Here is a 20,539-nt window from a genome sequence, read left to right as displayed (position 1 = left end):
GGCGCCCTGTCTGCGTCGGTTCGAATTCTCGACGTTATGCCTTTAGAAGCCTCAGCGGGAACGTGCATAACGTCGCAGCGCCGCATCGGCTTCGGCTTGGGCCTGCTTGAGCGCCTCCTCCGGCGACATCTGGCCGGTCAGCGCCGCCTGCACGGCGTTGTCCAGCGCCCGGCGCACCCGCCCGCCCTGGTAGGTGGCCAGCTCCGCAGTGGCGTGCTCGAGCTGGTCGCGGGCTACCGCCGCCGGGGCGAACTCCTCGACGTAGTTGCGCAGTGCCTCGGTCTCGTAGGAGGCCGGGCTCACGCCCATGTAGCCGGTTTCGATCGACCAGGCCGCGGCGCGCTCGGGGTCGGTCATCCAGCGGATGAAGGTCATCGCCGCGCGCTGCTCCTCCTCGGTGCTGTCCTTGAACAGGTAGAAGTTGCCGCCGCCGGTGGGGCTGCCACGCTGGGTGTTCATGGGCAGCATCGCCACGCCGAAATCGAAGCCGGCCTCGTTGCGCACCGCGGTGAGGTTGCCGGTGGTGTGCCACATCATGGCCGTGGCCTGCTCGATGAAATTCTGGCGCAGCGTGCCCCACTCGATGGTGCCGTCGGGCATGGCCTGATGCTCCTGAGAGAGCGAGACCCAATACTCCAGCGCCTCGATGGCAGCGGGATCGTCGAAATAGACCTCGGTGCCCTCTTCGTTCATCAGCCGGTGACCGTTCTGGAAAGCGAAGGCCTGGAACATCCAGTAGGGGTAGCCGGTGGACGGCACCATCACGCCCCACTGCTGGCCGTTGCTCGCCTCGCGCACCGCGGCGGCCATCTCGGCCATCTCCTCCCAGTTCTCGGGCGGCGTCTCGGGGTCGAGCCCAGCGGCCTCGAAGGCGTCCTTGTTCCAGTAGAGCACGATGGTGGAGCGCTGGAAGGGGATGCCGTAGGTCTGGCCGTCGATCTGGCCGTTCTCCATCAGCCCGGGATAGAAGCCGTCGAGCCATTCACGCTCCTCGTCGGTTTCGATCACCGAGTCGAAGGAGACGATGGCGTCCTGCTCCAGCAGGTCGAACAGGTCGATGGAGAACAGCACCGAGAGCTGCGGCGCATTGCCTGCCTCGATGGCTGACATCGCCCGCACCCGGGTGTCGTCATAGTTGCCGGCATAGATGGCGTTCACCGAAATATCCGGGTGCTCGTTCTCGAACTCGGCCACCAGACCGTCGATCACGTCGGTCAAGGCCCCGCCCACGGCCACCGGGTAGTACATGGTCAGCTCGGTCTGGGCCTGGGCGTTCAGCGAGCCGGAGGCCAACAGCCCGGCCACCGCCGCGGCACCCAGTCTGCTGCCTGATAGAGAGAAGCGTGCGTTCATCGGTTCACTCCTGAAGAGTCGTTCCCTGCGGGATGGGACGAGGCTCGTGCCTCGCGTTCTTGGGTCGAAGCGCCGGCAAGGCCCGGCTCGAAGCGATGGCGCCCGGGCGGTGCGGCCAGGTCGTGCCCCGCAATCGCCAGCCGCTGCCCATCGCCTGCATCGAAGAAGTGCGCCGCCTCGCGCCGCCACTGCAGCCGACAGGGCGAGCCGGCAGCGAGCGACGGCCTGCCGTCGAGACGGGCGCGCAGCTGCTGGCTGCCCACCTTGAGCCGCACAATGCTGTCGGCGCCGAGGTATTCGGCATCGATCACCTCGGCGGGCACGCCGGGAGCATCGGCCGGCAGCAGGCGGATCTCCTCCGGGCGCAGGCCCAGCCAGTGTCCCTTGGCCTCGTGGGGTGCCACGCTGCAGCGGGGTTCGCCGTCGATCACCGCGCCGTCCGCGGCAGCGGAAAGCGTCACCAGGTTCATCGCCGGGCTGCCGATGAAGCCGGCGGCGAAGGCGCTGGCCGGGCGCTCGTAGAGTTCGCTCGGGGTGGCGTCCTGCACGATGCGGCCGTCCTGCATCAGGATCACCCGATCGCCCATGCTCATCGCCTCGACCTGGTCGTGGGTGACGTAAATCACCGTCATGCCGAGCCGCTGCTGCAGGGCCTTGATCTCGCGACGCATCTCGCCGCGCAGGCGGGCGTCGAGGTTGGACAGTGGCTCGTCCATCAGGCAGATGGGGTGTTCGGAGATGATCGCCCTTGCCAGCGCGACCCGCTGGCGCTGGCCACCGGAGAGCTGGGCCGGCTTGCGCTCGAGATAGGCTTCCAGATCGACCAGCTGGGCTACCCGCGCCAGTCGCTCGCGGCGCTCGGCCTTGGGCACCTTGCGGCTGCGCAGGCCGAAGACGATGTTGTCGGCCACGCTCAGGTGAGGAAACAGCGCGTAGGACTGGAACACCATGCTGATGCCGCGGTCGCCCGGCGGTAGATGGGTGACGTCCCGCCCGCCGATCTCGATGCGGCCGGAGGACGCCTGTTCGAGCCCGGCGATCATGCGCAGCGTGGTCGACTTGCCGCAGCCCGAGGGGCCGAGCAGGATGACGAACTCCCCCGGCGCCACGTCGAAGCCGATGGCGTCGACGGCAGCGGTATCGCCCCAGCGCTTGCTCACGGCCTCGAGCCGGATGCGCTGATGATCTCGCATGGTGGCGTGCGGGGCGGATGGCTGGCGCTGCGGGCCCTGATCCTGACCCTGATTATTGTTGTCTGGGTTCATACTGCTTCCGCGTTGCCCGTGAAGGCGTGGCATGGCTGTCATCGACTCTCCCGAAACTCAGCGTAGCCGCTAATTCGACGAAGTGCGGCCATGCTGACGACTTTCGATGACACCGCCATGACACGATGACGACCTCCGCCATGTTACGGAGGCAGCGAGCCCGGCATGCTAGACTGCTGGCTTTCCCCTGATCAGGAACCGAGCGCAATGTCCCTTGAAGACCTGCACCTCAATCTCCGCAACCTGACGCAGGACGATTACCCTCAGCTCAAGCAGCTGATGGATGCCGTCTACGACGACATCGGCGGCGCCTGGCCGCAGCACTCCATCGACCGGCTGATTCAGGAGTTCCCCGACGGCCAGATCGCCATCGAGGACGACGAGCGGCTGGTGGGCGTGGCACTCACCGTGCGGGTCGACTACGACGAGTTCTCCAACCCGCACAAGTACGACGACCTGGTGGGCAACCGCGAGATCATCTTGAACGATCCCGAAGGCGACGCCATGTACGGGCTGGACGTGCTGATCCATCCCGATTACCGCGGCTACCGCCTGGGCCGTCGCCTCTACGAGGCGCGCAAGGAGCTGTGCCGCTCGCTCAACCTGCGCTCGATCCTGGCCGGTGGGCGCATCCCCCAGTATCACGAGCACGCCGAGGAACTCTCGCCCGCCGAGTACATCGAGCGGGTGGCGCGCAAGGAGATCTACGACCCGATCCTGTCGTTCCAGTTGGCCAACGACTTCCAGGTCAAGCGACTACTGCGCAAGTACCTGCCCGAGGACGAGAAGTCCCAGGGCTACGCCACTTTGCTCGAGTGGAACAACATTCTCTATGAACCCGCCGAGCGGGTGCTGGAGAACCGCCCCACTCAGGTACGGGTGGGTGCCGTGCAGTGGCAGATGCGCGAGTGCGCCTCGGTGGAGTCGGTGCTGCAGCAGGTGGAATACTTCGTCGACGCCATTTCCAGCTATCAGAGCGATTTCGCGGTGTTCCCGGAGCTGTTCAATGCCCCAGTGATGGGCCTGCAGGATCGCGCCACCCAGCAGGACCAGCTCGCCGCCATCCGCTACCTGGCCGGCTTCACCGAGCAGTTCAAGACCGAAATCTCACGCATGGCGGTCTCCTACAACATCAACATCATTGCCGGCTCGATGATCGAGGTGGGCGAGGACGACCGGCTCTACAACGTCAGCTACCTGTGCCATCGCGACGGTGACGTCGAGAAGCAATCCAAGCTGCACATCACCCCCCAGGAGCGCCGCGAGTGGGTGATCGAGGGCGGCGACGAGCTGCGCGTGTTCGAGACCGACGCCGGACGCGTCGGCATCCTGATCTGCTACGACGTGGAGTTCCCGGAACTCGGCCGACTGCTGGCCGACCAGGACATGGACATCCTGTTCGTGCCGTTCTGGACCGACACCAAGAACGGCTACCTGCGGGTGCGCCACTGCGCCCAGGCGCGGGCCATCGAGAACGAGTGCTACGTGGTGCTGTGCGGCAGCGTGGGCAACGTTCCGTCGATCCGCAACCTGGACATCCAGTACGCCCAGTCGTCGGTGTTCACGCCCTCGGACTTCGCCTTCCCCCACGACGCGGTGCTCTCCGAGACCACGCCCAACACCGAGATGGTGATCTTCTCTGACCTCGACCTCACCCGGCTCACCGTGGTGCGCGCCGAGGGCTCGGTGACCAATCTCAAGGACCGCCGCAAGGACCTGTTCGACCTGCGCTGGCGCGACTGGTCGTGGAAGTCCGGCTCACGGCAGGAAGAGAGCTGAGCCATGTTCGACCGCCTGCGCCGCTGGCGGGCCGAACGCTTCGAGGCCCGCCATCCGTTTCCCGCGGAAGCCTGGGCCGAGGCCCGCTCGCGCCTGCCGCTGCTGACCTTTCTCGGCGACGAGGAGGCCGAGCGCCTGGGCCGGCGCGCCTGGCACTTCCTGCATACCAAGCGCACCAGCATGCATCCCGACCTGGTCGCCCACACCACCTTCGACGAGCCCGCCCAGCTGGCCCTGGCGGCCCAGGCCTGCCTGCTGACGCTGGGCTGGTCGGACGACGACCACGACGAGGCGTTCAGCGGCTTCCACGAGATCCTGATCCTGCCTGACGCCTTCCACCGCCAGGTGGAGGAGATGGATGAATTCGGCGTGATGCACGCCTACGAGGACGAGCGCGCCGGTGAGACCTCGGCCCAGGGGCCGGTGGTGGTGGCCTTCCCCGACCTGATGGAGAGCGGCGACTTCAGCGGCTTCAACGTGGTGATCCACGAGCTCGCCCACAAGCTCGACATGGGCAACTCGCTCGACGTCGACGGCTTTCCGCCGCTGCCCCGGGACATGGATCCCAAGGAGTGGCATCGCGTCTTCACCGCGGTGTGGGACGACCTGCAGGCGCACCTGGAACGCGGCGAAGAGCCGCCCATCGACGACTACGCCGCCACCCACCCCGGCGAGTGCTTCGCGGTGTGCTGCGAGGCCTTCTTCTCCGCCCCGGACGTGCTCAGCGGTGCCTACCCCGAGCTGTACGACCTGCTCACCCGCTACTTCCGTCAGGACCCGTTGACGCGCCTTCCGCCGCTCGAGCTCGAAGAAGCCTAGACTCTGCTCTGCTCCAGCAACCCGACCAGCTCCGGCACCGGCTTGTCCGCATGGCCGGCGTCGCTGGCCTGGCGATAGAGCGCCAGCACCGCTTCGGCCACCCCGCCCTCGGCGGCGAGATCCTCGGTCATGGTGCGGTAGTAGCCGATGTCCTTGAGCGCGTTGGCCACGCTGAAGCGGAATCCGGACGGATCGCCAGCTTCGATGTAGGGGCGCAGCCGCTCCAGCACCACCCCACCGCCGCCGCCCTTGCCCAGCACGTCGAGCAGCGCCGCATCGTCGATGCCGGCCCGACGCGACGCCGCCGCGGCTTCGGCCAGCACCGCGGTGAAGCCCAGCGAGACGAAGTTGTGCAAGAGCTTCAGGGTATGCCCCGCCCCCACCGGCCCGGCGTGGGCGATGTTCTCGGCGAAGCATTCGAGCAGCGGGCGCACCTCGGTGAACAGCGCCTCGGGCGCGCCGACGATCAGGTTCAGTCGCCCCTCCTCGGCTTCCTTGGGCGTACGGGTCATGGCGGCGTCCATGAAGCGACCGCCCGCCGCCGTTACGCGAGCAGCGACTCGTTCGGTGGAACTCGGCAGCGCCGTGGAGCAGTCGATCACCAGCGTGCCGGGCGCCAGCCCTTCGAGCACCCCGCCCGGTTCGAACAGCACCGCCTCCACCTGAGGCGAGCCGGTCACGCACAGGATCACCACCTCGGCGGCCTCGGCCACCTCGCGTCCGCTGCCCTTGGCCACCGCACCGGCGCCGAGCAGGTCTTCCACCGGCTGGTTGCCCGGATGATCCAGAAAGCAGAGCGCATGGCCACCGCGCAGAATGTTGGCGGCAATGCCGTGCCCCATCAGACCGACCCCGACCAGGCCGACCCGGCGTGATGCCTTCATGTCTCTCTCCTCTCGCTGTGAATCGTTCGTCTCAACCATGCCGGATCGCCACGGTCTTCAGCCGGGTGTAGCTGCGCAGCCCTTCGAAGCCCTTCTCGCGGCCGTGTCCGGAGCGTCCCACACCGCCGAACGGCAGCTCGATGCCGCCACCCGCGCCGTAGTTGTTGATGAACACCTGACCGCTGCGGATGCCCTTGGCCAGGCGCAGCTGACGGCCGCCGTCGCGGGTCCACACACCGGCACAGAGGCCGAAGTCGGTAGCATTGGCCAGGCGCAGTGCCTCGGCCTCGTCGCGAAAGAGCTGCACCGCCAGCACCGGGCCGAACAGTTCCTCACGCAGCACGGCATGGCCGGCGGGGATGTCGGTGAGTAGATGGGGCACCACGAAATGGCCGCCCACGGGGGCTCCGGCGGCCAGCTCACCCTTCGCCGCCACCCGCACGCCATCGGCCTGGGCGGCTTCCAGGCGTGCCTCCAGGCCGGCCTTCTGGCGGGCGTTGATCAAGGGGCCGCAGTCGGCGTTGGCTTCGCCGGCATCGCAGCGCAGCGCCGCGAAGCGCTCGACTAGCTCGCCCAGCACCGCCTCGGCACAGCTCGCCTCCAGCAGCAGGCGGCTGCCGGCCGAGCAGGTCTGGCCGGCATTCTGGATGATGGCGCGCACCACCGTGTCCAGCACTTGCGGCATGTCGGCATCGGCGAAGACGATCTGCGGCGACTTGCCACCCAGCTCCAGGGTCACCGGCACATGGTGCGCCGCGGCGGCCTGAGCCACCTGAGTGCCCGTGACGGGCGAGCCGGTGAAGGAGAGATGATCGATGGCCGGGTGCGAGGCCAGCGCCGCACCCGCCTCACGCCCCAGTCCCGGCACCACGTTGAGCACGCCGGGCGGCAGGCCCGCCTCGCAGGCCAGCTCGGCCAGGCGCAACACGCTCAGGCAGGCGTCTTCGGCGGGCTTGAGCACCACGCTGTTGCCGGTGGCCAGCGCCGCCGCCACGCAGCGTCCGAAGATCTGCGCCGGATAGTTCCAGGGGATGATCTGAGCGCACACACCATAGGGCTCGCGCAGGGTGAGCACGGCAAAGCCTTCGTCGAACGGTATCGTCTCGCCGTGCAGCTTGTCGGCTCCGCCGCCGTAGAAGCGGAAGTAGCGTGCGCAGGCGCGAATATCGGCCTCGGCCTGGGCCATCGGCTTGCCGGTGTCGGCGCACTCCAGTGCCGCCAGGTTGGCGTGGTCGGCATCGATGGCGTCGGCGAACTGCAGCAGCCACTCGCCGCGCCGCTTCGCACTCCAGCGCGCCCACTCGCCCAGGCTGCCGCTGAAGGCGCGACGCGCAGCGTCGACGGCCACCATCACCTCTTCGGCCTGGCAGCGGGCGATCTGGGCGATGGTCTGGCCGCTGGAGGGGGTCTCCACGTCGAGCAGCGCCTGGGTCGGCACCCATTCGCCGCCGATCAGGGCGTGTCGGGGCGGAATCACGGGTAGCACGGTCATACATCCTCCTTGTCGTTGTCGTTGTCGTTGTCTTTGTCCTTGAGATCGTTCCTCAGTAGACCAGTCTCACCAGACCCAGCGAGATCCACGGCATGTAGGTGATCGCTATCAGGCAGGCCAGCACCACCAGCACGAAGCGCACCAGCCAGGGCAGCATCTGATCGATGGAGATCTTGGCCACCGCACAGGCGGCGAACAGGTTCACGCCCAGCGGCGGGGTGATCATGCCCAGCGCCAGGTTGACCACCATGATCAGACCGAAATGCACCGGATGGACGCCGAACTGGATGGCGATCGGCGTCAGGATCGGCGCCAGCACCAGGATGGCGGCGGAAGTCTCTATGAACATGCCGACGATCAGCAGCAGCACGTTGACCGCCAGCAGGAAAGTCATGGGGCTGTCGAACACGCCGGTCACCCAACCGGCGATATGGCCCGGCAGGCCCGTCCGGCTGATCAGGAAGCTGAACAGCGAGGCCGCGGCGATGATCAGCATCACCGCGGCGGTGGAAATCACGCTCTGGCGCAGGATCGGCCACAGATCGGCCACCTTGAGCTCGCGATAGTAGAGCCCGCCCACCAGCAGGGCGTAGAACACTGCCACCGCCGAAGCCTCTGTGGGGGTGAATACGCCGCCGTAGATCCCGCCGATCACCACCACCGGCATCAGCAGCGCCGCCCAGGCGCGCTTGAACGAGATCACGAAGCTGGTGCTGTCCTTGTGGTCCTCCAGGCCGAAGCCGCGCACCTTGCAGAACAAATAGAGGAACAGGATCAAAGCAGTACCAATGAGCAGGCCCGGCCCTACCCCGGCCAGGAACAGCTGACCGATGGAGGTGTCGGTGCTTACGCCGAACAGGATCAGCGGGATCGACGGCGGGATCAGCACCCCGAGCTCCGCCGACGAGGCCTGGATCGAAGCCGCCAGCGGCTTGGGGTAGCCATGGCGCACCATGGCCGGAATCAGGATGGCGCCGATGGCGAAGGTGGTCGCCACGCTGGAGCCGGACACCGCGGCGAACATCATGCAGGTCAGCACGCAGGTCATCGCCAGCCCGCCCTGCACGCCGCCGACGATGGATTTGGCCAGGTCCACCAGGCGCTGGGAGATGCCGCCGGCCGCCATCAGATTGCCGGCGAGAATGAAGAACGGGATCGCCATCAGCGGGAACTTGTCGATGCCGATGAACATCTGCTGCGGCACCAGCAGCAGTGGCAGCCGGGTGAAGAACTCGATACCGATGATCGAGGCCAGCATGATCGACACGGCGATCGGCACGCCGAAGGCGAACAGGATGATCAATGACAGACCGATGACCAGGTTCATGAGCGCGGCCCTCCGCGTTCGACGTCCTCGGCGGTCTCGGGCATGGTACGGCGCAGATCGTGCATTTCCACCTCGGGTGAGGCTTCGTCCAGGTCGGGGCCCACAGCCTCGCGGCCAGTCAACTGGGCCAGCAGCCGGGCAACGACCGAGACGATGGCGAAACCGGCCCCGATGGGAATGGCGGCGTAGGCGTAGGCTATGGAGATGTTCATGCCCGACATGGTCTGGTTGGCAACGCGCCGGGTCATGAGAATGCCGTAGTGGACCAGCACCGCCAGCACCAGCAGGCAGCACAGCACGATGGCGATTTCGAGCACCAGCAGCAGACGCTGCGGCACCACCTTGTAGATCGCCTCCACGGCCATCATGTAGCCGCCACGGAAGGTCGCGGCGGCGGCCATGAACACGCACCAGATCATCGCCGTGCGCGCCGCCACCTCGGTCCAGGTGGAGGGCGCATTGAAAACGAAGCGGGTCAGCACCTGATAGAAGCTGAACGACACCGACACCACCAGCATGACCACCGCCACCAGCATGGCCAGGCGCGTCAGCTGACGTTCGAAACGAAGAAAGAAATCCACCATGGGCTCACGATTCCTGCCGACGCGCCCCCGCTATACACCGGGAGCGCAGTTGGGTAACTCAGCGTAGAGAAGTGCCCGCGCGACGCGGTGACACCGCACGGGCATTCACGCTCTTCTCAGCAGCTGGCCGCCTTCTCCTGGATCCTCTCCAGCATCTCGCTGCCGTGCTGGCGGGTGAAGATCTCGTAGGCCGGCTCGACCGCCTGCTGGAAGGGGCCGATGTCGATCTCGGTGTTGACCGTCATACCGTTGTCGCGCAGCAGGGCCACGCCCTCCTCCTCGAGCCGCGACACCTCGCCGCGAGTCGCCTCGGCCGAGGCACGGGCGGCTTCGTGGAACCACTCGCGCTCCTCGTCGCTGAGCCCGTCGAGCAACAGCGGCGAGCCCAGCACGGCGGCGGGGGAATAGACGTGCCCGGTAAGCGAGAGATGGTCCTGCACTTCCCAGAAGTTGGTGGCGACGATCACCGTGATGGGATTCTCCTGGCCATCCACCACACCCTGCTGCAGCGCCGTGAAGAGCTCCGGGAAGGCCATCGGAGTGGGCCGTGCACCCATCTGGCGGAAGGCCTCCTGGTGCACCTCGTTCTCCATGGTGCGCACCCGCAGTCCTTCGGCATCGCTGGGGCTGGTCACTTCGCGGCGGCTGTTGGTGAGGTGACGGAAGCCGTTCTCCGACCAGGCCAGGCCGACCAGGTCGTGCTGCCCCATCTTCTCCAGCAGCTCGCCGCCGAGCTCGCTGTCGAGCACGCAGCGGGCCTGATCGTAGCTCTCGAACAGGAACGGCAGGTCGAGCACGTAGGTCTCCGGCACGAAGTTGCCGAGCGGGCCGGTGGAGGTGATGACCACGTCCACGGTGCCGATCTGCAGGCCCTCGATCATCTCGCGCTCGCCGCCCAGCGCGCCGGAGGCGTATTCGGTGACCGTGAAGGCGCCGCCGCTGAGTTCTTCCAGGGTCTCCTTGAAGGCCTGGGCACCCACCGCATAGTGGGAGGTGGAAGAGAGGGTGTGACCCAGGCTGACCTCCTGGGCGGCCTGGGCATTGGCGACCAGAGCGGCGGCAGTGATGCCGCCGATGGCGGCGGTGAGGGCGTGGCGTACGAACTGCGTTTTCATTGTTGTGACCTCTTCGTCGTGAAACACCTCGGTTGTTGTCGGCGGCCTGTCGGCCGCGGCTATGTGCTCGCTATCGGCTGCGCTCCTCGATGAACGCCTTGACGATATCGTGCAGGCTGCGGTCGCCGGCGAAGCCCAGCTCCCGCGCCCGGCGGGTCTCGAAGCGTGCCGGCCAACTGGCGACGATCGCCTCGATACGCGGATCGGGCTCGTGGCGCACCCGCGCCAGCGCCTCCTCACCCGCGACCTGACGCAGGGAGTCGAGCATCTCGGCCACGCTGACCGTGATGCCCGGCAGCATGAAGGCGCGAAACGGTGCCAGCGCCTCACCCGACACCTCGGCGCCATGAATCAGCGCCTCGATCACCTTGGCCGGCGACATCACGAACAGCTCCAGGGAGGTGGCCACGGGACAGACGGCCTCCTCACCGTTGAGCGGCTCGCGCAGGATGCTGGAGGCGAAGCTCGAGGCGGCGGCGTTGGGTCGTCCCGGACGCACGATGATGGTCGGCAGACGCAGCACGCAGCCATCGATCAGGCCGCGTCGGCTGTAGTCGTTGATCAGCAGCTCGCACATCGCCTTCTGGGTGCCGTAGGAGTTCTGCGGCTGCAGCGCGGTCATGTCGTCGAGCACCGCGGGCAGCTCGCCGCCGTAGGCGGCAACCGAGCTCGCCATGATCAGACGGGTATTGGCCAGCCCCCGCTCGCGGCAGCCCTCCAGCAGTGCCCGGGTGGCATCGAAGTTGACCTCCATGCCGAGATCCAGGTCGGCCTCGGCGGCGCTGCTGACCACCGCGGCCAGGTGATACACGACCTGCGGACGCGCATCGAGCACTGCGTCCAGCGCACCGGGCTCGGTGATATCCAGCGCCAACCCTGCGACGTCGGCCGTGTCGCTGGGCGGGCACGGTGGCTCGACCTGATCGACCAGCGTCAGACGCTGAATGGCCTCACCTCTCAGCTCGCCGCGTGCCAGCAGCCGAGTAGCAAGACGCTGGCCGAGGAAACCGGCGCCGCCGGTAATGACGATGTGCATGTCTGGCATCCTGTCGTTGTGTTTGCCGTTGCGCTCAGACCATGAGCCCGTAGTCACGCCCCCAGCCCAATCCTTGCCGGGTGCCCGCCGCGGGCCGGTACTCGCAGCCGATCCAACCCTGGTAGCCGAGCCGCTCCAGCCGCTCGAAGAGGGCGGGATAGTGCACCTCGCCGACGTCCGGTTCGTGGCGCTCCGGTACGCCGGCGATCTGGATATGTGCAATGGCGGTGAACTGCCGTTCCAGATGACGGATCAGATCGCCCTCCATGACCTGGCAGTGATAGAGATCGAACTGCAGACGCAGGCTGCCGTTGGCCCCGACCTGCTCGAGCACCGCCATGGCCTGGGCCTGGCGCGAGAGGAAGTAGCCCGGCATGTCGCGGGTGTTGATCGGCTCGATCAGCACCTGGCGCCCCACCTTGGCCGCCTCGGCGGCGGCGAAGCGCAGGTTGCTCACGTAGGTAGCATGGTGGCGCGCCCGCGTCTCGGCATCGGCGCCGACCGGCAGCAGCCCGGCCATGGCGTGCACGCGGGGGCAGTCGAGGGCTTCGGCGTAGCGCAACGCCTCGACCACGCCGTCGCGAAATTCCGCCTCACGCCCGGGCAGACTGGCCAGACCGCGCTCGCCGGCCTCCCAGTTCCCCGGCGGCATGTTGAACAGCACCTGCTCGACGCCGGCTTCGCGCAGCGCACCAGCCAGCTCCTCGGGAGCGTAGGCATAGGGGAACAGGTACTCCACGCCGCGAAAGCCCGCCGCCGCAGCCGCCTGGAAGCGGTCGAGGAAGTCGTGCTCGGTGAACAGCATGCTGAGATTGGCGGCCAGTCGAATCATGTTTCGCGTCTCGTGTTCTTGGGTCGTGGGACGGCATCAGTCACGGGGAAAACGGGCCTCCAGTTCGGCAACCTGCTCGGGCGTCAGTCCGCGCGGATTATGGCCGCGCAGCAGCAGGTAGAGCTTGGCGGTCTCCTCCAGCTCCTCGGTGGCGTAGACCGCCGCCTCCAGGTTCTTGCCCGCCACCACCGGGCCATGGTTGGCCAGCAGCACAGCGCTGTGCTTGCCGGCCAGGCCGCGCACGGCATCTCCCAGCGCCGGGTCTCCCGGCACGTGATAGGGCACCAGGGGCAGGCGCCCCACCCGCATCACGTAGTAAGCGGTGAGCGGCGGGATGCAGTCGCAGGGGTCGACGTCGGGCAGGCAGGAGACCGCCACCGAATGGGTCGAGTGCAGATGCACGATGGCACCGGCACGAGGGCGCTCGGCGTACATCGCCATGTGCAGGAAGTGCTCCTTGGTCGGGGCGTCGCCGTCGAGCAGGCAGCCGTCGCGGTCGAGGCGCGAGATCCGTGCCGGATCGAGCCGGCCCAGGCAGGCGTTGGTCGGCGTCATCAGCCAGCCGCCATCGTCCAGGCGTACGCTGATGTTGCCGCTCGAACCCATGGTCAGACCGCGATCGAACAGCGACTTGCCGAGCGTGGCGATCTGCTCGCGCAGGCGATGGCAATCGGCCGTGCTCATGTCACACCTCCGCTGTCGCCGACGGTTGGCAGCACCTCGAAGGCGCGCAGGAAGAAATCCTCGCCGCCGAAGTTGCCCGACTTCAGCGCCAGCGACAGCGGCGCCTGGCGGCCGGCCAGCATGGCCTGGGTCCAGGGTACGCCGGGGTCGATCTGCTCGCCGATGCGCAGGGCGCAGACACCCAGCGCCGACACCACGGCACCGGAGCTCTCGCCGCCCGCCACCACCAGGCGTCCCACGCCCTCGTCGACCAGCCGTCGGGCGAGTTCGCCCAGCGCCTTCTCCACCAGTTCGCCGGCCCGTTCGCGTCCCAGCATCTGCTGCACCCGGCGCACCCGCTCGGCATCAGCCGAGGCGTAGATCAGCACCGGGCGGCCACCGGCCAGGTGTCGGCGAGCGAAGGCCAGCGCCCGCTCCAGATGGTCGGGCCCTTCGGCCAATGAGGCCGGATCGAGAGCAAAGCCGGGAAAGCGCGTGAGAAAGGCGTCGACCTGGGCCAGGGTGGCCCGCGAGCAGCTACCCGACAGCACCAGAGCACTGCCCGACGCCGGCAGCAACGCCCCCGCCGCCGCGATCTCGCCCAGCCAGCCGCGCCGGCGGTACGCGGCGGGCAGCGTCTGCCCCAGCCCCGAGCCGCCGGTGACCAGCGGCAGGTCGGCCGTCGCCTCGGCCAACACGGCCAGGTCGCGCTCGTCGAGAGTGTCGCAGATCGCCTGGCGTACGCCCTGCCCGGCCAGTTCGTCGAGCCGTGCCCGGGCGGCCTCGGCGCCCTGAGCCAGCGTCGGCCACGGCAGCAGCCCTACGGGGTGCCGGCTCTGGCGCGCCAGCACGCGGACCAGATCGGCGTCGTGCATCGGGTTGAGCGGGTGGTGCTGCATGCCGCTTTCGTTGAGCAGCCGGTCGCCGACGAACAGATGGCCCTGATAGACGGTGCGACCGTTGGCCGGAAAGGCCGGCACCATGACGCTCAGCTGCGCGTCGAGGCGTTCCAGCAGCGCCTCGCCGACCGGGCCGATGTTGCCGGCCTCGGTGGAGTCGAAGGTGGAGCAGTACTTGAAGAAGAGCTGGCGGGCGCCCTCGCCGCGCAGCCACTCCAGCGCCGCCAGCGAATCGCGTATGGCCTCGTCGGCCGGGCAGGAGCGCGACTTCAGCGCCACCACCACCGCATCGATCCGCTTTGCGTCCTCGACCAGCTCGGCCAGGGGGCGCTCGGGCACGCCGATCAGCTGCACGCAGCGCATGCCGCCACGCACCAGGTTGTTGGCCAGGTCGGTGGCCCCGGTGAAGTCGTCGGCAATGGCGCCCAGCACGATCGCCATGCTCACGCCCTCTCGTCGTTGGCCGCCTCGGGCAGGGCAATGCCCGAGAGACGCTGGTAGACCTTGATCACCGCCGCGTCGTCCTCGCGGCCGAAACCGGCGCCCTTGGCGGCGGTGAACTGCTGCAGAGCGCTGGCGGCGATGGGCGTGGGTATGGCCAGCTCGCGGCCGGTCTCGTGGACGATGTTGAGATCCTTGACGAAGATATCCACCGCCGAGAGCGGGGTATAGTCGCCCTCGAGAATGTGCGGCACGCGGTTCTCGAACATCCAGGAGTTGCCGGCGGATTGGGTGATCACCTCATACACGCGGCGCGGCTCCAGTCCCATGCGGACGCCCAGCGCCACCGCTTCGGCAGCGGCGGCGATATGCACGCCGGCCAGCAGCTGGTTGACCAACTTCATGCTGGAGCCGATGCCCGGCGAAGCGCCCAGACGATGCACGGTCTCGGCCATGGCATCGAGCACCGGGCCGGCCTTGTCGAAGGCCTCGGCGCTGCCGGAGGCCATCACTGAGAGCCGCCCTGCCCGCGCCTTGGCCGCCCCGCCGCTGATCGGCGCGTCGAGCATCAGCAGGCCGCGTTCGGCCAGCCGGGCGCCCAGTCCTTCGGCCAGACTCGGCGCCACGGTGGCGCACTGGATCACCAGCGCGCCCGGCGCCAGAGCGTGGGCGAGCCCGTTCTCGCCGAACAGCACCTGCTCGACCTGGGTGGCATTGACCACCACGACCAGCACCACGTCGCACTGCGTGGCAAGCTTGGCGGGCGTCGTCACGCAGCGCCCACCGGCCTGCTCGAAGGCACGGCAGGCCGATTCGGCCACGTCGCAGCCGACCACCGTCAGGCCACGCTCGTGCAGCGCCGTTGCCGTACCCAGGCCCATGGTGCCCAGGCCGATGACGCCCACTCTTGGAGTCGTACCGTCGCTCACCGCCGCTCTCCCCGTTCGTCTGTTCGTCTTGTCTATTGCCTTTCCGTTCTACCCGCTCGGCGACCGCTGCTTCCGGTGTCGTTTTTATGCTGGCTGAATTCGTTATGTTAGCGCTATCATGTTAGCGCTAACATCGTTGTAGTAGATTCACCGACTCGCAGCAAGGGGCGGCCAGGAGGATACGACCATTGTCTAACGATGCGCCCAACTCGCGTCGACGACGCAGCACCGAGCAGCCCACGCTCAAGCAGGTAGCCGATGCCGCCGGCGTTTCGGCCATCACCGCTTCACGCGCGCTGAATCGCCCCGATCAGGTCAACGAACTCACCCGTGCACGGGTTCTCGAGGCCGTGGAGCGCCTGGGCTACGTACCCAATCTGGTGGCCGGCAGCCTGGCATCGGCCCGCTCACGCTTCATTGCCGTCATCGTGCCTTCACTGGCCAACAGCGTGTTCATCGAAGTGATCCAGGGGCTGCAGGAAACCTTCGAGGCCCAGGGCTACCAGATCCTGCTGGGCAATACCGAGTACGACCTGGAGCGGGAATACCAGCTGATTCGCACCTTCCTCGGCTGGTCCTGCTCGGCGTTGGTCACTGCGGGGCTGCGCCACAACGAGGCCTGCCGCACCCTGCTCGCCAACTGCGACAAGCCGATCATGGAGGTCATGGAGCTGGGCGAGGCGCTGGATCTCAACGTGGGGCTGGACCATACCGAAGCCGGCCGCTGCATGGCCCGTCACCTGCTCGAGCGGGGCCATCGCCAGGCGCTCTTCATCGGCGCACGACTGGCCGGCGACTATCGCGCCGGGATGCGCTACGAAGGCCATCGTGAAGTATTCGAGCAGGCCGGCCTCGCCGCACCGCTGCTCGAACTCGAACGGGGCGGGCTCGCCGCACCGCTGCTCGAACTCGAACGGGGCGGGCTCGACGCCGGTGCTACCGGGCTGGAGCGGGCGCTCGCCGAGCACCCCGGCATCGGGGCGATCCACTTCGCCAACGACGACCTGGCCACCGGCGCCCTGCTCCACGCCCAGCGCCTGGGCCTCACGGTGCCGCAAAGAATTGCTATCGCCGGCTTCAACGGGCTGCCCATCGGCCAGCACATCACCCCGCGCCTGACTACCATTCGCTCCCCGCGCCAGGCCATGGGCGAACTCGCCGCCACGGCGGTGATTCGCCGCCTCGAGGGCCAGCGCGTAGTACGCCGACAGCACGACGTGGGCTTCGAGCTGCTGGTGGGAGATAGCACCTGAGACCACACCGCGTCGCCACTTGGTCAATGCAGTAGGGGCAGCCTATGCTGAAGCCACGTTTCCGTGCAGGCAGCCCGCATGTCCCGCAAGGTGCTTCTCGTTCTCGCCGCTCTGGTGACACTCGCCCTGCTGGGCTTCCTCTGGGGCTGGCTGGCCGCGCACGACCTGTTCGACGCCAACACCCTCTTCACCCTGCTACAAGGCTCGCTGGCCTGGCGCGATGCGGCCTGGGCCGGCGTGGTGGTGGTGGCGGCCTTTCTCGCCGCCTCGCTGACCCTGTTCCCGCTGAGCGTGCTGGTCGTGCTGGCGGGCCTGATGTTCGGCCCGTGGTGGGGATTTTTCTATTCGCTGATCGGCACACTGGTCGGCTCGATAGCGACCTACTGGCTGGGTCGCAGGCTCGGGCGCGATGCCCTGCTGTACTATGGCGGCACGCGCCTGATCAACATGTCGCGCTATCTGGCCGGGCACGGGATACGCACCATGACCGTGCTCAACCTGCTGCCCCTGGCCCCCTTCACCCTCACCAATCTGCTGGCCGGCGCTTTCCACATCCGCTTTCGCGATTACATGCTCGGCACCTTCATCGGCGCCACGCCGGGGCTGGCCGGCATCATCCTGCTCAGCAGCCAGCTCGGCACCCTGCTGACCGCCGAGGACCGCCGCGAGCTGGCCTGGGCGGCCGCCGGCATCGTTCTCGCCCTGGCGCTGCTTTACGGACTCAAGCGTTATGCGGATGCGCGACAGCGCCGCCGCCGCGCCTGACCCCCGGTTGTCCGGCGCCGGGCATAGGCGGCACCCGCTCAGGCATCCGCTCCTCGAGAAACGCCACGAAGGCACGCAGGCGTGCCGGCACGTGACGACGCTGCTGATAGACGGCGTGGAAGTCGGCCGAGATGCCCCGCCACTGCGGCAGCAGCTCGACCAGCTTGCCGCTGGCCAGGTGCTCATGCACGTCCCACCAGGAGCGCAGCGCCACACCGTGGCCATCGAGCGCCATCTGCACGATCACTTCGCCGTCGTTGCTGGCCAGGGGGCCCGCTATCTTGACCGCCTGCTCGCGCAGCGGGTCGTCGCGGTGCTGAAAGCGCCACACGGCGTAGTCGCTGTCGTTCTCGCGCAGGATCAGACAGGGGTGTGCGGCAAGTTCCGCCGGGGTCGTCAGCGCTGCCATGCGCGCCATGTAGCCGGGGGCGGCACATAGCACCCGCCGGTTGGCCAGAATGCGCCGCGCCACCAGGCGCGAGTCGGGCGGTTCACCGACGCGAATGCCGACGTCGAAGCCCTGCTCGCCGAGGCTCAGCGGATAGTTGGTGAGCTCCAGCACGCCCTCGACGCCGGGATTGAGGGTACAGAACACCGACAGCAGCGGCGCCACGTGGCGGCGGCCGAAGCCGAAGGTGGCGTTCACCTTGAGCGGCCCCGAGAGTGCCGCCTGCTGTTCGCCGAGGGCCTCTTCCAGCTCGGAGAGCTCTTCGAGGATCGCCGAGCCACGGGTGAGATAGCGCTCCCCTTCGGCAGTCAGCGTCAGGCGCCGCGTGGTGCGGCTGGCCAGCTCGACGCCCAGGCGCGCCTCGAGCTGCTTGAGGCGCTTGCTCACCGCCGACAGCGAGAGACCCAGCTCCCGCGCCGTGGCCGTCAGGCTACCCGCCAGGGCCAGCTGGCGGAAGAAAACCAGGTCGTCGAGCTGAGCCATACGACTCTCCACTTTCAGTCAACAATACATTTCCATATAGCCTGATTATTCTCACCAAGCCAAGGGCTAGACTGGGGACAGCCAAAGATTCGGAGGAAACACTCATGTTCGAGGGATTCCGCACGTTCGACATCGCCTGCGGCGACATCAACATCCATGGCCGCATCGGCGGCTCGGGACCACCGCTGCTGCTGCTCCACGGTCACCCCCAGAGTCATGTGATCTGGCACCGTCTGGCCGAACCGCTGGCAAGCCGCTTCACGGTGGTGGCCACCGACCTGCGTGGCTATGGCGATTCGTCCAAGCCACCCGGCGAGCCGGATCACGCCAACTACAGCAAGCGCGCCATGGCCGAGGATCAGGTCGCGGTGATGCGTGAGCTGGGCTTCGAACGCTTCTTGCTGTGCGGCCACGACCGCGGTGGACGCGTCGCCCACCGCCTGGTCATGGATCACCCGGACAGGGTGGAAAAGCTGATGCTGCTCGATATTGCCCCCACGCTTGCTATGTACGAGCAAACCGACCGTACCTTCGCCACCGCCTACTTCCACTGGTTCTTTCTGATCCAGCCCTCGCCGCTGCCGGAAACCCTGATCGAGGCTTCACCCAACGACTACATCATCCGCACCATGGGCGGGCGGCATGCCAGCCTCGACGCCTTCGATCCGGCAGCCATCGCCGAGTACCAGCGCTGCCTGGCCCAGCCCGGCGCCGCCCATGCCCTGTGCGAGGACTATCGCGCCTCGAACGCCATCGACCTGGAACACGACCGCGCCGACCGTGAAGCGGGACGCCGTATCGCCTGCCCGGTCAGCGTGCTGTGGGGCAAGCACGGCATCATCGAGCGTTGCTTCGACCCACTGGCGGAATGGCGTGCCGTGGCCGAACGGGTCGAGGGCGAGGCCCTGCCCTGCGGCCATTACATCCCCGAGGAGGCGCCAGAGGCCCTGCTCGACCGTATCAACCATTTCATGACCCACGCCTGACCAACACCACCCGAGGAACCCACCATGACCCATCGTATCGCTGTCATTCCCGGCGACGGCATCGGCAACGAAGTGATGCCGGAAGGCCTGCGCGTGCTCGAAGCCGTTGCCAAGCGCTTCGACATCGACCTCTCCTTCGAACACTTCGACTTCGCCTGCTGCGACTACTACGCCAAGCACGGCAAGATGATGCCCGACGACTGGTTCGAGCAGCTCAAGGACTTCGACGCCATCTTCTACGGCGCGGTGGGCTGGCCCGACACGGTACCGGATCACATCTCGCTGTGGGGCTCGCTGCTGCAGTTCCGCCGTCAGTTCGACCAGTACATAAACCTGCGTCCGTGCAAGCTGCTGCCAGGGATCAAGAGTCCGCTGGCCGACCGCAAGCCCGGCGACATCGACTTCTACGTGGTGCGCGAGAACACCGAGGGCGAGTACTCCAGCGTCGGCGGCAAGATGTTCGAGGGCACCGAGCGTGAGGTGGTGATCCAGGAGACGGTGATGACCCGTCACGGTACCGACCGGGTGCTCAAGTTCGCCTTCGAGCTGGCCCAGAGCCGGCCGCGGAAGAAGCTCACCTCGGCCACCAAGTCCAACGGCATCGCCATCACCATGCCGTGGTGGGACGAGCGGGTCGTGGCCATGTCGGGCAACTATCCCGAGGTCAGCGTCGACAAGTTCCACATCGACATCCTCACCGCCAACTTCGTCATGCATCCCGACTGGTTCGACGTGGTGGTGGCCAGTAACCTGTTCGGCGACATCCTCTCCGACCTGGGCCCGGCCTGTACCGGTACCATCGGTGTGGCGCCCTCGGCCAACATCAACCCCGAGGGCACCTTCCCCAGCCTGTTCGAGCCGGTCCACGGCAGCGCTCCGGACATCGCCGGCAAGGGCATCGCCAACCCCATCGGCCAGATCTGGTCCGGCGCCATGATGCTCGAGCATCTGGGCCACAAGGAGGCCGCCGACGCCATCATCGACGCCTTCGAGGCGGTACTGACGGAGGCCAACCCTGCCGTGCTGACGCCGGACATTCGCGGCCAGGGCAATACCCAGACACTGGGCCAGGCCATTGCCGAGCGGGTTGCCAGGTAGCAACACGGCCTCTCCCCGCCCCAGCCGGACATCGTTCGGCTGGGGCCATCAGAAACAAACACTCTCCCGCGTAACCCCTCGCTTTGTT

The 20,539-nt window shown here is 67.4% G+C and carries 19 protein-coding genes; 6 read left to right on the top strand and 13 right to left on the bottom strand.

Annotation, left to right across the window (positions count from 1 at the left end):
- Positions 1–51 precede the first annotated feature (51 nt).
- Positions 52–1,353 (bottom strand): ABC transporter substrate-binding protein, encoded by a 1,302-nt coding sequence (locus HOP59_RS14745; RefSeq protein ID WP_234254465.1) that lies wholly within the window; start codon positions 1,351–1,353, stop codon positions 52–54.
- Positions 1,350–2,546 carry an ABC transporter ATP-binding protein gene (locus tag HOP59_RS14740; RefSeq protein WP_234254521.1) on the bottom strand — a complete coding sequence of 399 codons (1,197 nt, stop codon included), beginning with the start codon at positions 2,544–2,546 and terminating at the stop codon, positions 1,350–1,352. The genes HOP59_RS14745 and HOP59_RS14740 overlap by 4 nt, the downstream gene beginning before the upstream one ends.
- A 279-nt stretch (positions 2,547–2,825) precedes the next feature.
- Between HOP59_RS14740 and HOP59_RS14735 the strand changes: the two genes are divergently transcribed.
- The gene (locus HOP59_RS14735) at positions 2,826–4,397 is read left to right on the top strand and encodes a bifunctional GNAT family N-acetyltransferase/carbon-nitrogen hydrolase family protein (protein ID WP_010626918.1); all 1,572 of its coding nucleotides are present in this window, start codon (positions 2,826–2,828) and stop codon (positions 4,395–4,397) included.
- Positions 4,398–4,400: 3 nt separating this feature from the next.
- Positions 4,401–5,216, top strand: a complete 816-nt coding sequence (locus HOP59_RS14730; protein ID WP_234254464.1) for a M90 family metallopeptidase — start codon at positions 4,401–4,403, stop codon at positions 5,214–5,216.
- On the opposite strand, the gene HOP59_RS14725 is transcribed toward HOP59_RS14730, so the two are convergent.
- From HOP59_RS14725 to ltnD, 10 genes are all read right to left on the bottom strand, one after another.
- Positions 5,213–6,100, bottom strand: coding sequence for an NAD(P)-dependent oxidoreductase (locus HOP59_RS14725; protein WP_234254463.1), 888 nt, complete (start codon positions 6,098–6,100; stop codon positions 5,213–5,215). The two genes, HOP59_RS14730 and HOP59_RS14725, sit on opposite strands and share 4 nt — an antisense overlap.
- A gap of 31 nt (positions 6,101–6,131) precedes the next feature.
- A complete protein-coding gene (locus tag HOP59_RS14720) occupies positions 6,132–7,592 on the bottom strand; it encodes an aldehyde dehydrogenase family protein (RefSeq protein ID WP_234254462.1) in 1,461 nt (486 codons plus the stop codon).
- A gap of 52 nt (positions 7,593–7,644) precedes the next feature.
- Entirely contained in the window at positions 7,645–8,919 is a 1,275-nt protein-coding gene (locus HOP59_RS14715; RefSeq protein WP_010626913.1) for a TRAP transporter large permease, read from the bottom strand.
- Positions 8,916–9,503: a TRAP transporter small permease gene (locus HOP59_RS14710; protein ID WP_234254461.1), complete on the bottom strand. Its 588-nt coding sequence runs from the start codon at positions 9,501–9,503 to the stop codon at positions 8,916–8,918. Before HOP59_RS14710 ends, HOP59_RS14715 begins: the two co-directional genes overlap by 4 nt.
- 116 nt (positions 9,504–9,619) lie before the next feature.
- Positions 9,620–10,618: a TRAP transporter substrate-binding protein gene (locus tag HOP59_RS14705; RefSeq protein ID WP_234254460.1), complete on the bottom strand. Its 999-nt coding sequence runs from the start codon at positions 10,616–10,618 to the stop codon at positions 9,620–9,622.
- 70 nt (positions 10,619–10,688) lie between these two features.
- Positions 10,689–11,654, bottom strand: coding sequence for a D-erythronate dehydrogenase (gene denD, locus HOP59_RS14700; protein WP_234254459.1), 966 nt, complete (start codon positions 11,652–11,654; stop codon positions 10,689–10,691).
- A 34-nt stretch (positions 11,655–11,688) separates the two neighbouring features.
- On the bottom strand, positions 11,689–12,486 hold the full coding sequence (otnI, locus tag HOP59_RS14695; RefSeq protein WP_234254458.1) for a 2-oxo-tetronate isomerase: 798 nt from the start codon (positions 12,484–12,486) through the stop codon (positions 11,689–11,691).
- Between the two features lie 36 nt (positions 12,487–12,522).
- A complete protein-coding gene (otnC, locus tag HOP59_RS14690; RefSeq protein WP_010626908.1) occupies positions 12,523–13,170 on the bottom strand; it encodes a 3-oxo-tetronate 4-phosphate decarboxylase in 648 nt (215 codons plus the stop codon).
- Positions 13,167–14,489 carry a 3-oxo-tetronate kinase gene (gene otnK / locus HOP59_RS14685; RefSeq protein WP_234254520.1) on the bottom strand — a complete coding sequence of 441 codons (1,323 nt, stop codon included), beginning with the start codon at positions 14,487–14,489 and terminating at the stop codon, positions 13,167–13,169. Before otnK ends, otnC begins: the two co-directional genes overlap by 4 nt.
- A 2-nt stretch (positions 14,490–14,491) precedes the next feature.
- Entirely contained in the window at positions 14,492–15,418 is a 927-nt protein-coding gene (ltnD, locus tag HOP59_RS14680) for an L-threonate dehydrogenase (RefSeq protein WP_338073340.1), read from the bottom strand.
- 188 nt (positions 15,419–15,606) lie between these two features.
- Here ltnD and HOP59_RS14675 point away from each other — a divergent pair, with 188 nt between their 5' ends.
- Together HOP59_RS14675 and HOP59_RS14670 are read left to right on the top strand one after the other, a co-directional pair.
- On the top strand, positions 15,607–16,671 hold the full coding sequence (locus HOP59_RS14675) for a LacI family DNA-binding transcriptional regulator (protein ID WP_234254457.1): 1,065 nt from the start codon (positions 15,607–15,609) through the stop codon (positions 16,669–16,671).
- 78 nt (positions 16,672–16,749) lie between these two features.
- Positions 16,750–17,436 (top strand): TVP38/TMEM64 family protein, encoded by a 687-nt coding sequence (locus tag HOP59_RS14670; protein WP_234254456.1) that lies wholly within the window; start codon positions 16,750–16,752, stop codon positions 17,434–17,436.
- On the opposite strand, the gene HOP59_RS14665 is transcribed toward HOP59_RS14670, so the two are convergent.
- Complete coding sequence (locus tag HOP59_RS14665; RefSeq protein WP_234254455.1) at positions 17,393–18,367, bottom strand: LysR family transcriptional regulator; 975 nt, start codon at positions 18,365–18,367, stop codon at positions 17,393–17,395. The two genes, HOP59_RS14670 and HOP59_RS14665, sit on opposite strands and share 44 nt — an antisense overlap.
- A gap of 104 nt (positions 18,368–18,471) precedes the next feature.
- On the opposite strand from HOP59_RS14665, the gene HOP59_RS14660 reads away from it, so the two are divergent.
- Complete coding sequence (locus tag HOP59_RS14660; RefSeq protein WP_010626901.1) at positions 18,472–19,353, top strand: alpha/beta fold hydrolase; 882 nt, start codon at positions 18,472–18,474, stop codon at positions 19,351–19,353.
- Positions 19,354–19,377: 24 nt separating this feature from the next.
- On the top strand, positions 19,378–20,451 hold the full coding sequence (locus HOP59_RS14655; RefSeq protein WP_234254454.1) for a tartrate dehydrogenase: 1,074 nt from the start codon (positions 19,378–19,380) through the stop codon (positions 20,449–20,451).
- The last annotated feature ends 88 nt before the right edge of the window (positions 20,452–20,539 follow it).

This window comes from Billgrantia aerodenitrificans (assembly GCF_021404405.1).
In the GTDB taxonomy this organism is placed as follows: Bacteria; Pseudomonadota; Gammaproteobacteria; order Pseudomonadales; family Halomonadaceae; genus Halomonas; species Halomonas aerodenitrificans.
This window is presented reverse-complemented; position numbering and strand designations above follow the sequence as displayed.

What these genes read in the sequence shown, in the direction of transcription:
- HOP59_RS14745 (WP_234254465.1), bottom strand. Translation starts at nt 1,353, where the DNA reads ATGAACGCACGCTTCTCTCTATCAGGCAGCAGACTGGGTGCCGCGGCG.
- otnC (WP_010626908.1), bottom strand. Translation starts at nt 13,170, where the DNA reads ATGAGCACGGCCGATTGCCATCGCCTGCGCGAGCAGATCGCCACGCTC.
- HOP59_RS14655 (WP_234254454.1), top strand. Translation starts at nt 19,378, where the DNA reads ATGACCCATCGTATCGCTGTCATTCCCGGCGACGGCATCGGCAACGAA.
- HOP59_RS14720 (WP_234254462.1), bottom strand. Translation starts at nt 7,592, where the DNA reads ATGACCGTGCTACCCGTGATTCCGCCCCGACACGCCCTGATCGGCGGC.
- otnK (WP_234254520.1), bottom strand. Translation starts at nt 14,489, where the DNA reads ATGGCGATCGTGCTGGGCGCCATTGCCGACGACTTCACCGGGGCCACC.
- HOP59_RS14705 (WP_234254460.1), bottom strand. Translation starts at nt 10,618, where the DNA reads ATGAAAACGCAGTTCGTACGCCACGCCCTCACCGCCGCCATCGGCGGC.
- HOP59_RS14730 (WP_234254464.1), top strand. Translation starts at nt 4,401, where the DNA reads ATGTTCGACCGCCTGCGCCGCTGGCGGGCCGAACGCTTCGAGGCCCGC.
- HOP59_RS14665 (WP_234254455.1), bottom strand. Translation starts at nt 18,367, where the DNA reads ATGGCTCAGCTCGACGACCTGGTTTTCTTCCGCCAGCTGGCCCTGGCG.
- HOP59_RS14715 (WP_010626913.1), bottom strand. Translation starts at nt 8,919, where the DNA reads ATGAACCTGGTCATCGGTCTGTCATTGATCATCCTGTTCGCCTTCGGC.
- HOP59_RS14740 (WP_234254521.1), bottom strand. Translation starts at nt 2,546, where the DNA reads ATGCGAGATCATCAGCGCATCCGGCTCGAGGCCGTGAGCAAGCGCTGG.
- HOP59_RS14660 (WP_010626901.1), top strand. Translation starts at nt 18,472, where the DNA reads ATGTTCGAGGGATTCCGCACGTTCGACATCGCCTGCGGCGACATCAAC.
- HOP59_RS14710 (WP_234254461.1), bottom strand. Translation starts at nt 9,503, where the DNA reads ATGGTGGATTTCTTTCTTCGTTTCGAACGTCAGCTGACGCGCCTGGCC.
- otnI (WP_234254458.1), bottom strand. Translation starts at nt 12,486, where the DNA reads ATGATTCGACTGGCCGCCAATCTCAGCATGCTGTTCACCGAGCACGAC.
- HOP59_RS14725 (WP_234254463.1), bottom strand. Translation starts at nt 6,100, where the DNA reads ATGAAGGCATCACGCCGGGTCGGCCTGGTCGGGGTCGGTCTGATGGGG.
- denD (WP_234254459.1), bottom strand. Translation starts at nt 11,654, where the DNA reads ATGCACATCGTCATTACCGGCGGCGCCGGTTTCCTCGGCCAGCGTCTT.
- HOP59_RS14735 (WP_010626918.1), top strand. Translation starts at nt 2,826, where the DNA reads ATGTCCCTTGAAGACCTGCACCTCAATCTCCGCAACCTGACGCAGGAC.
- HOP59_RS14670 (WP_234254456.1), top strand. Translation starts at nt 16,750, where the DNA reads ATGTCCCGCAAGGTGCTTCTCGTTCTCGCCGCTCTGGTGACACTCGCC.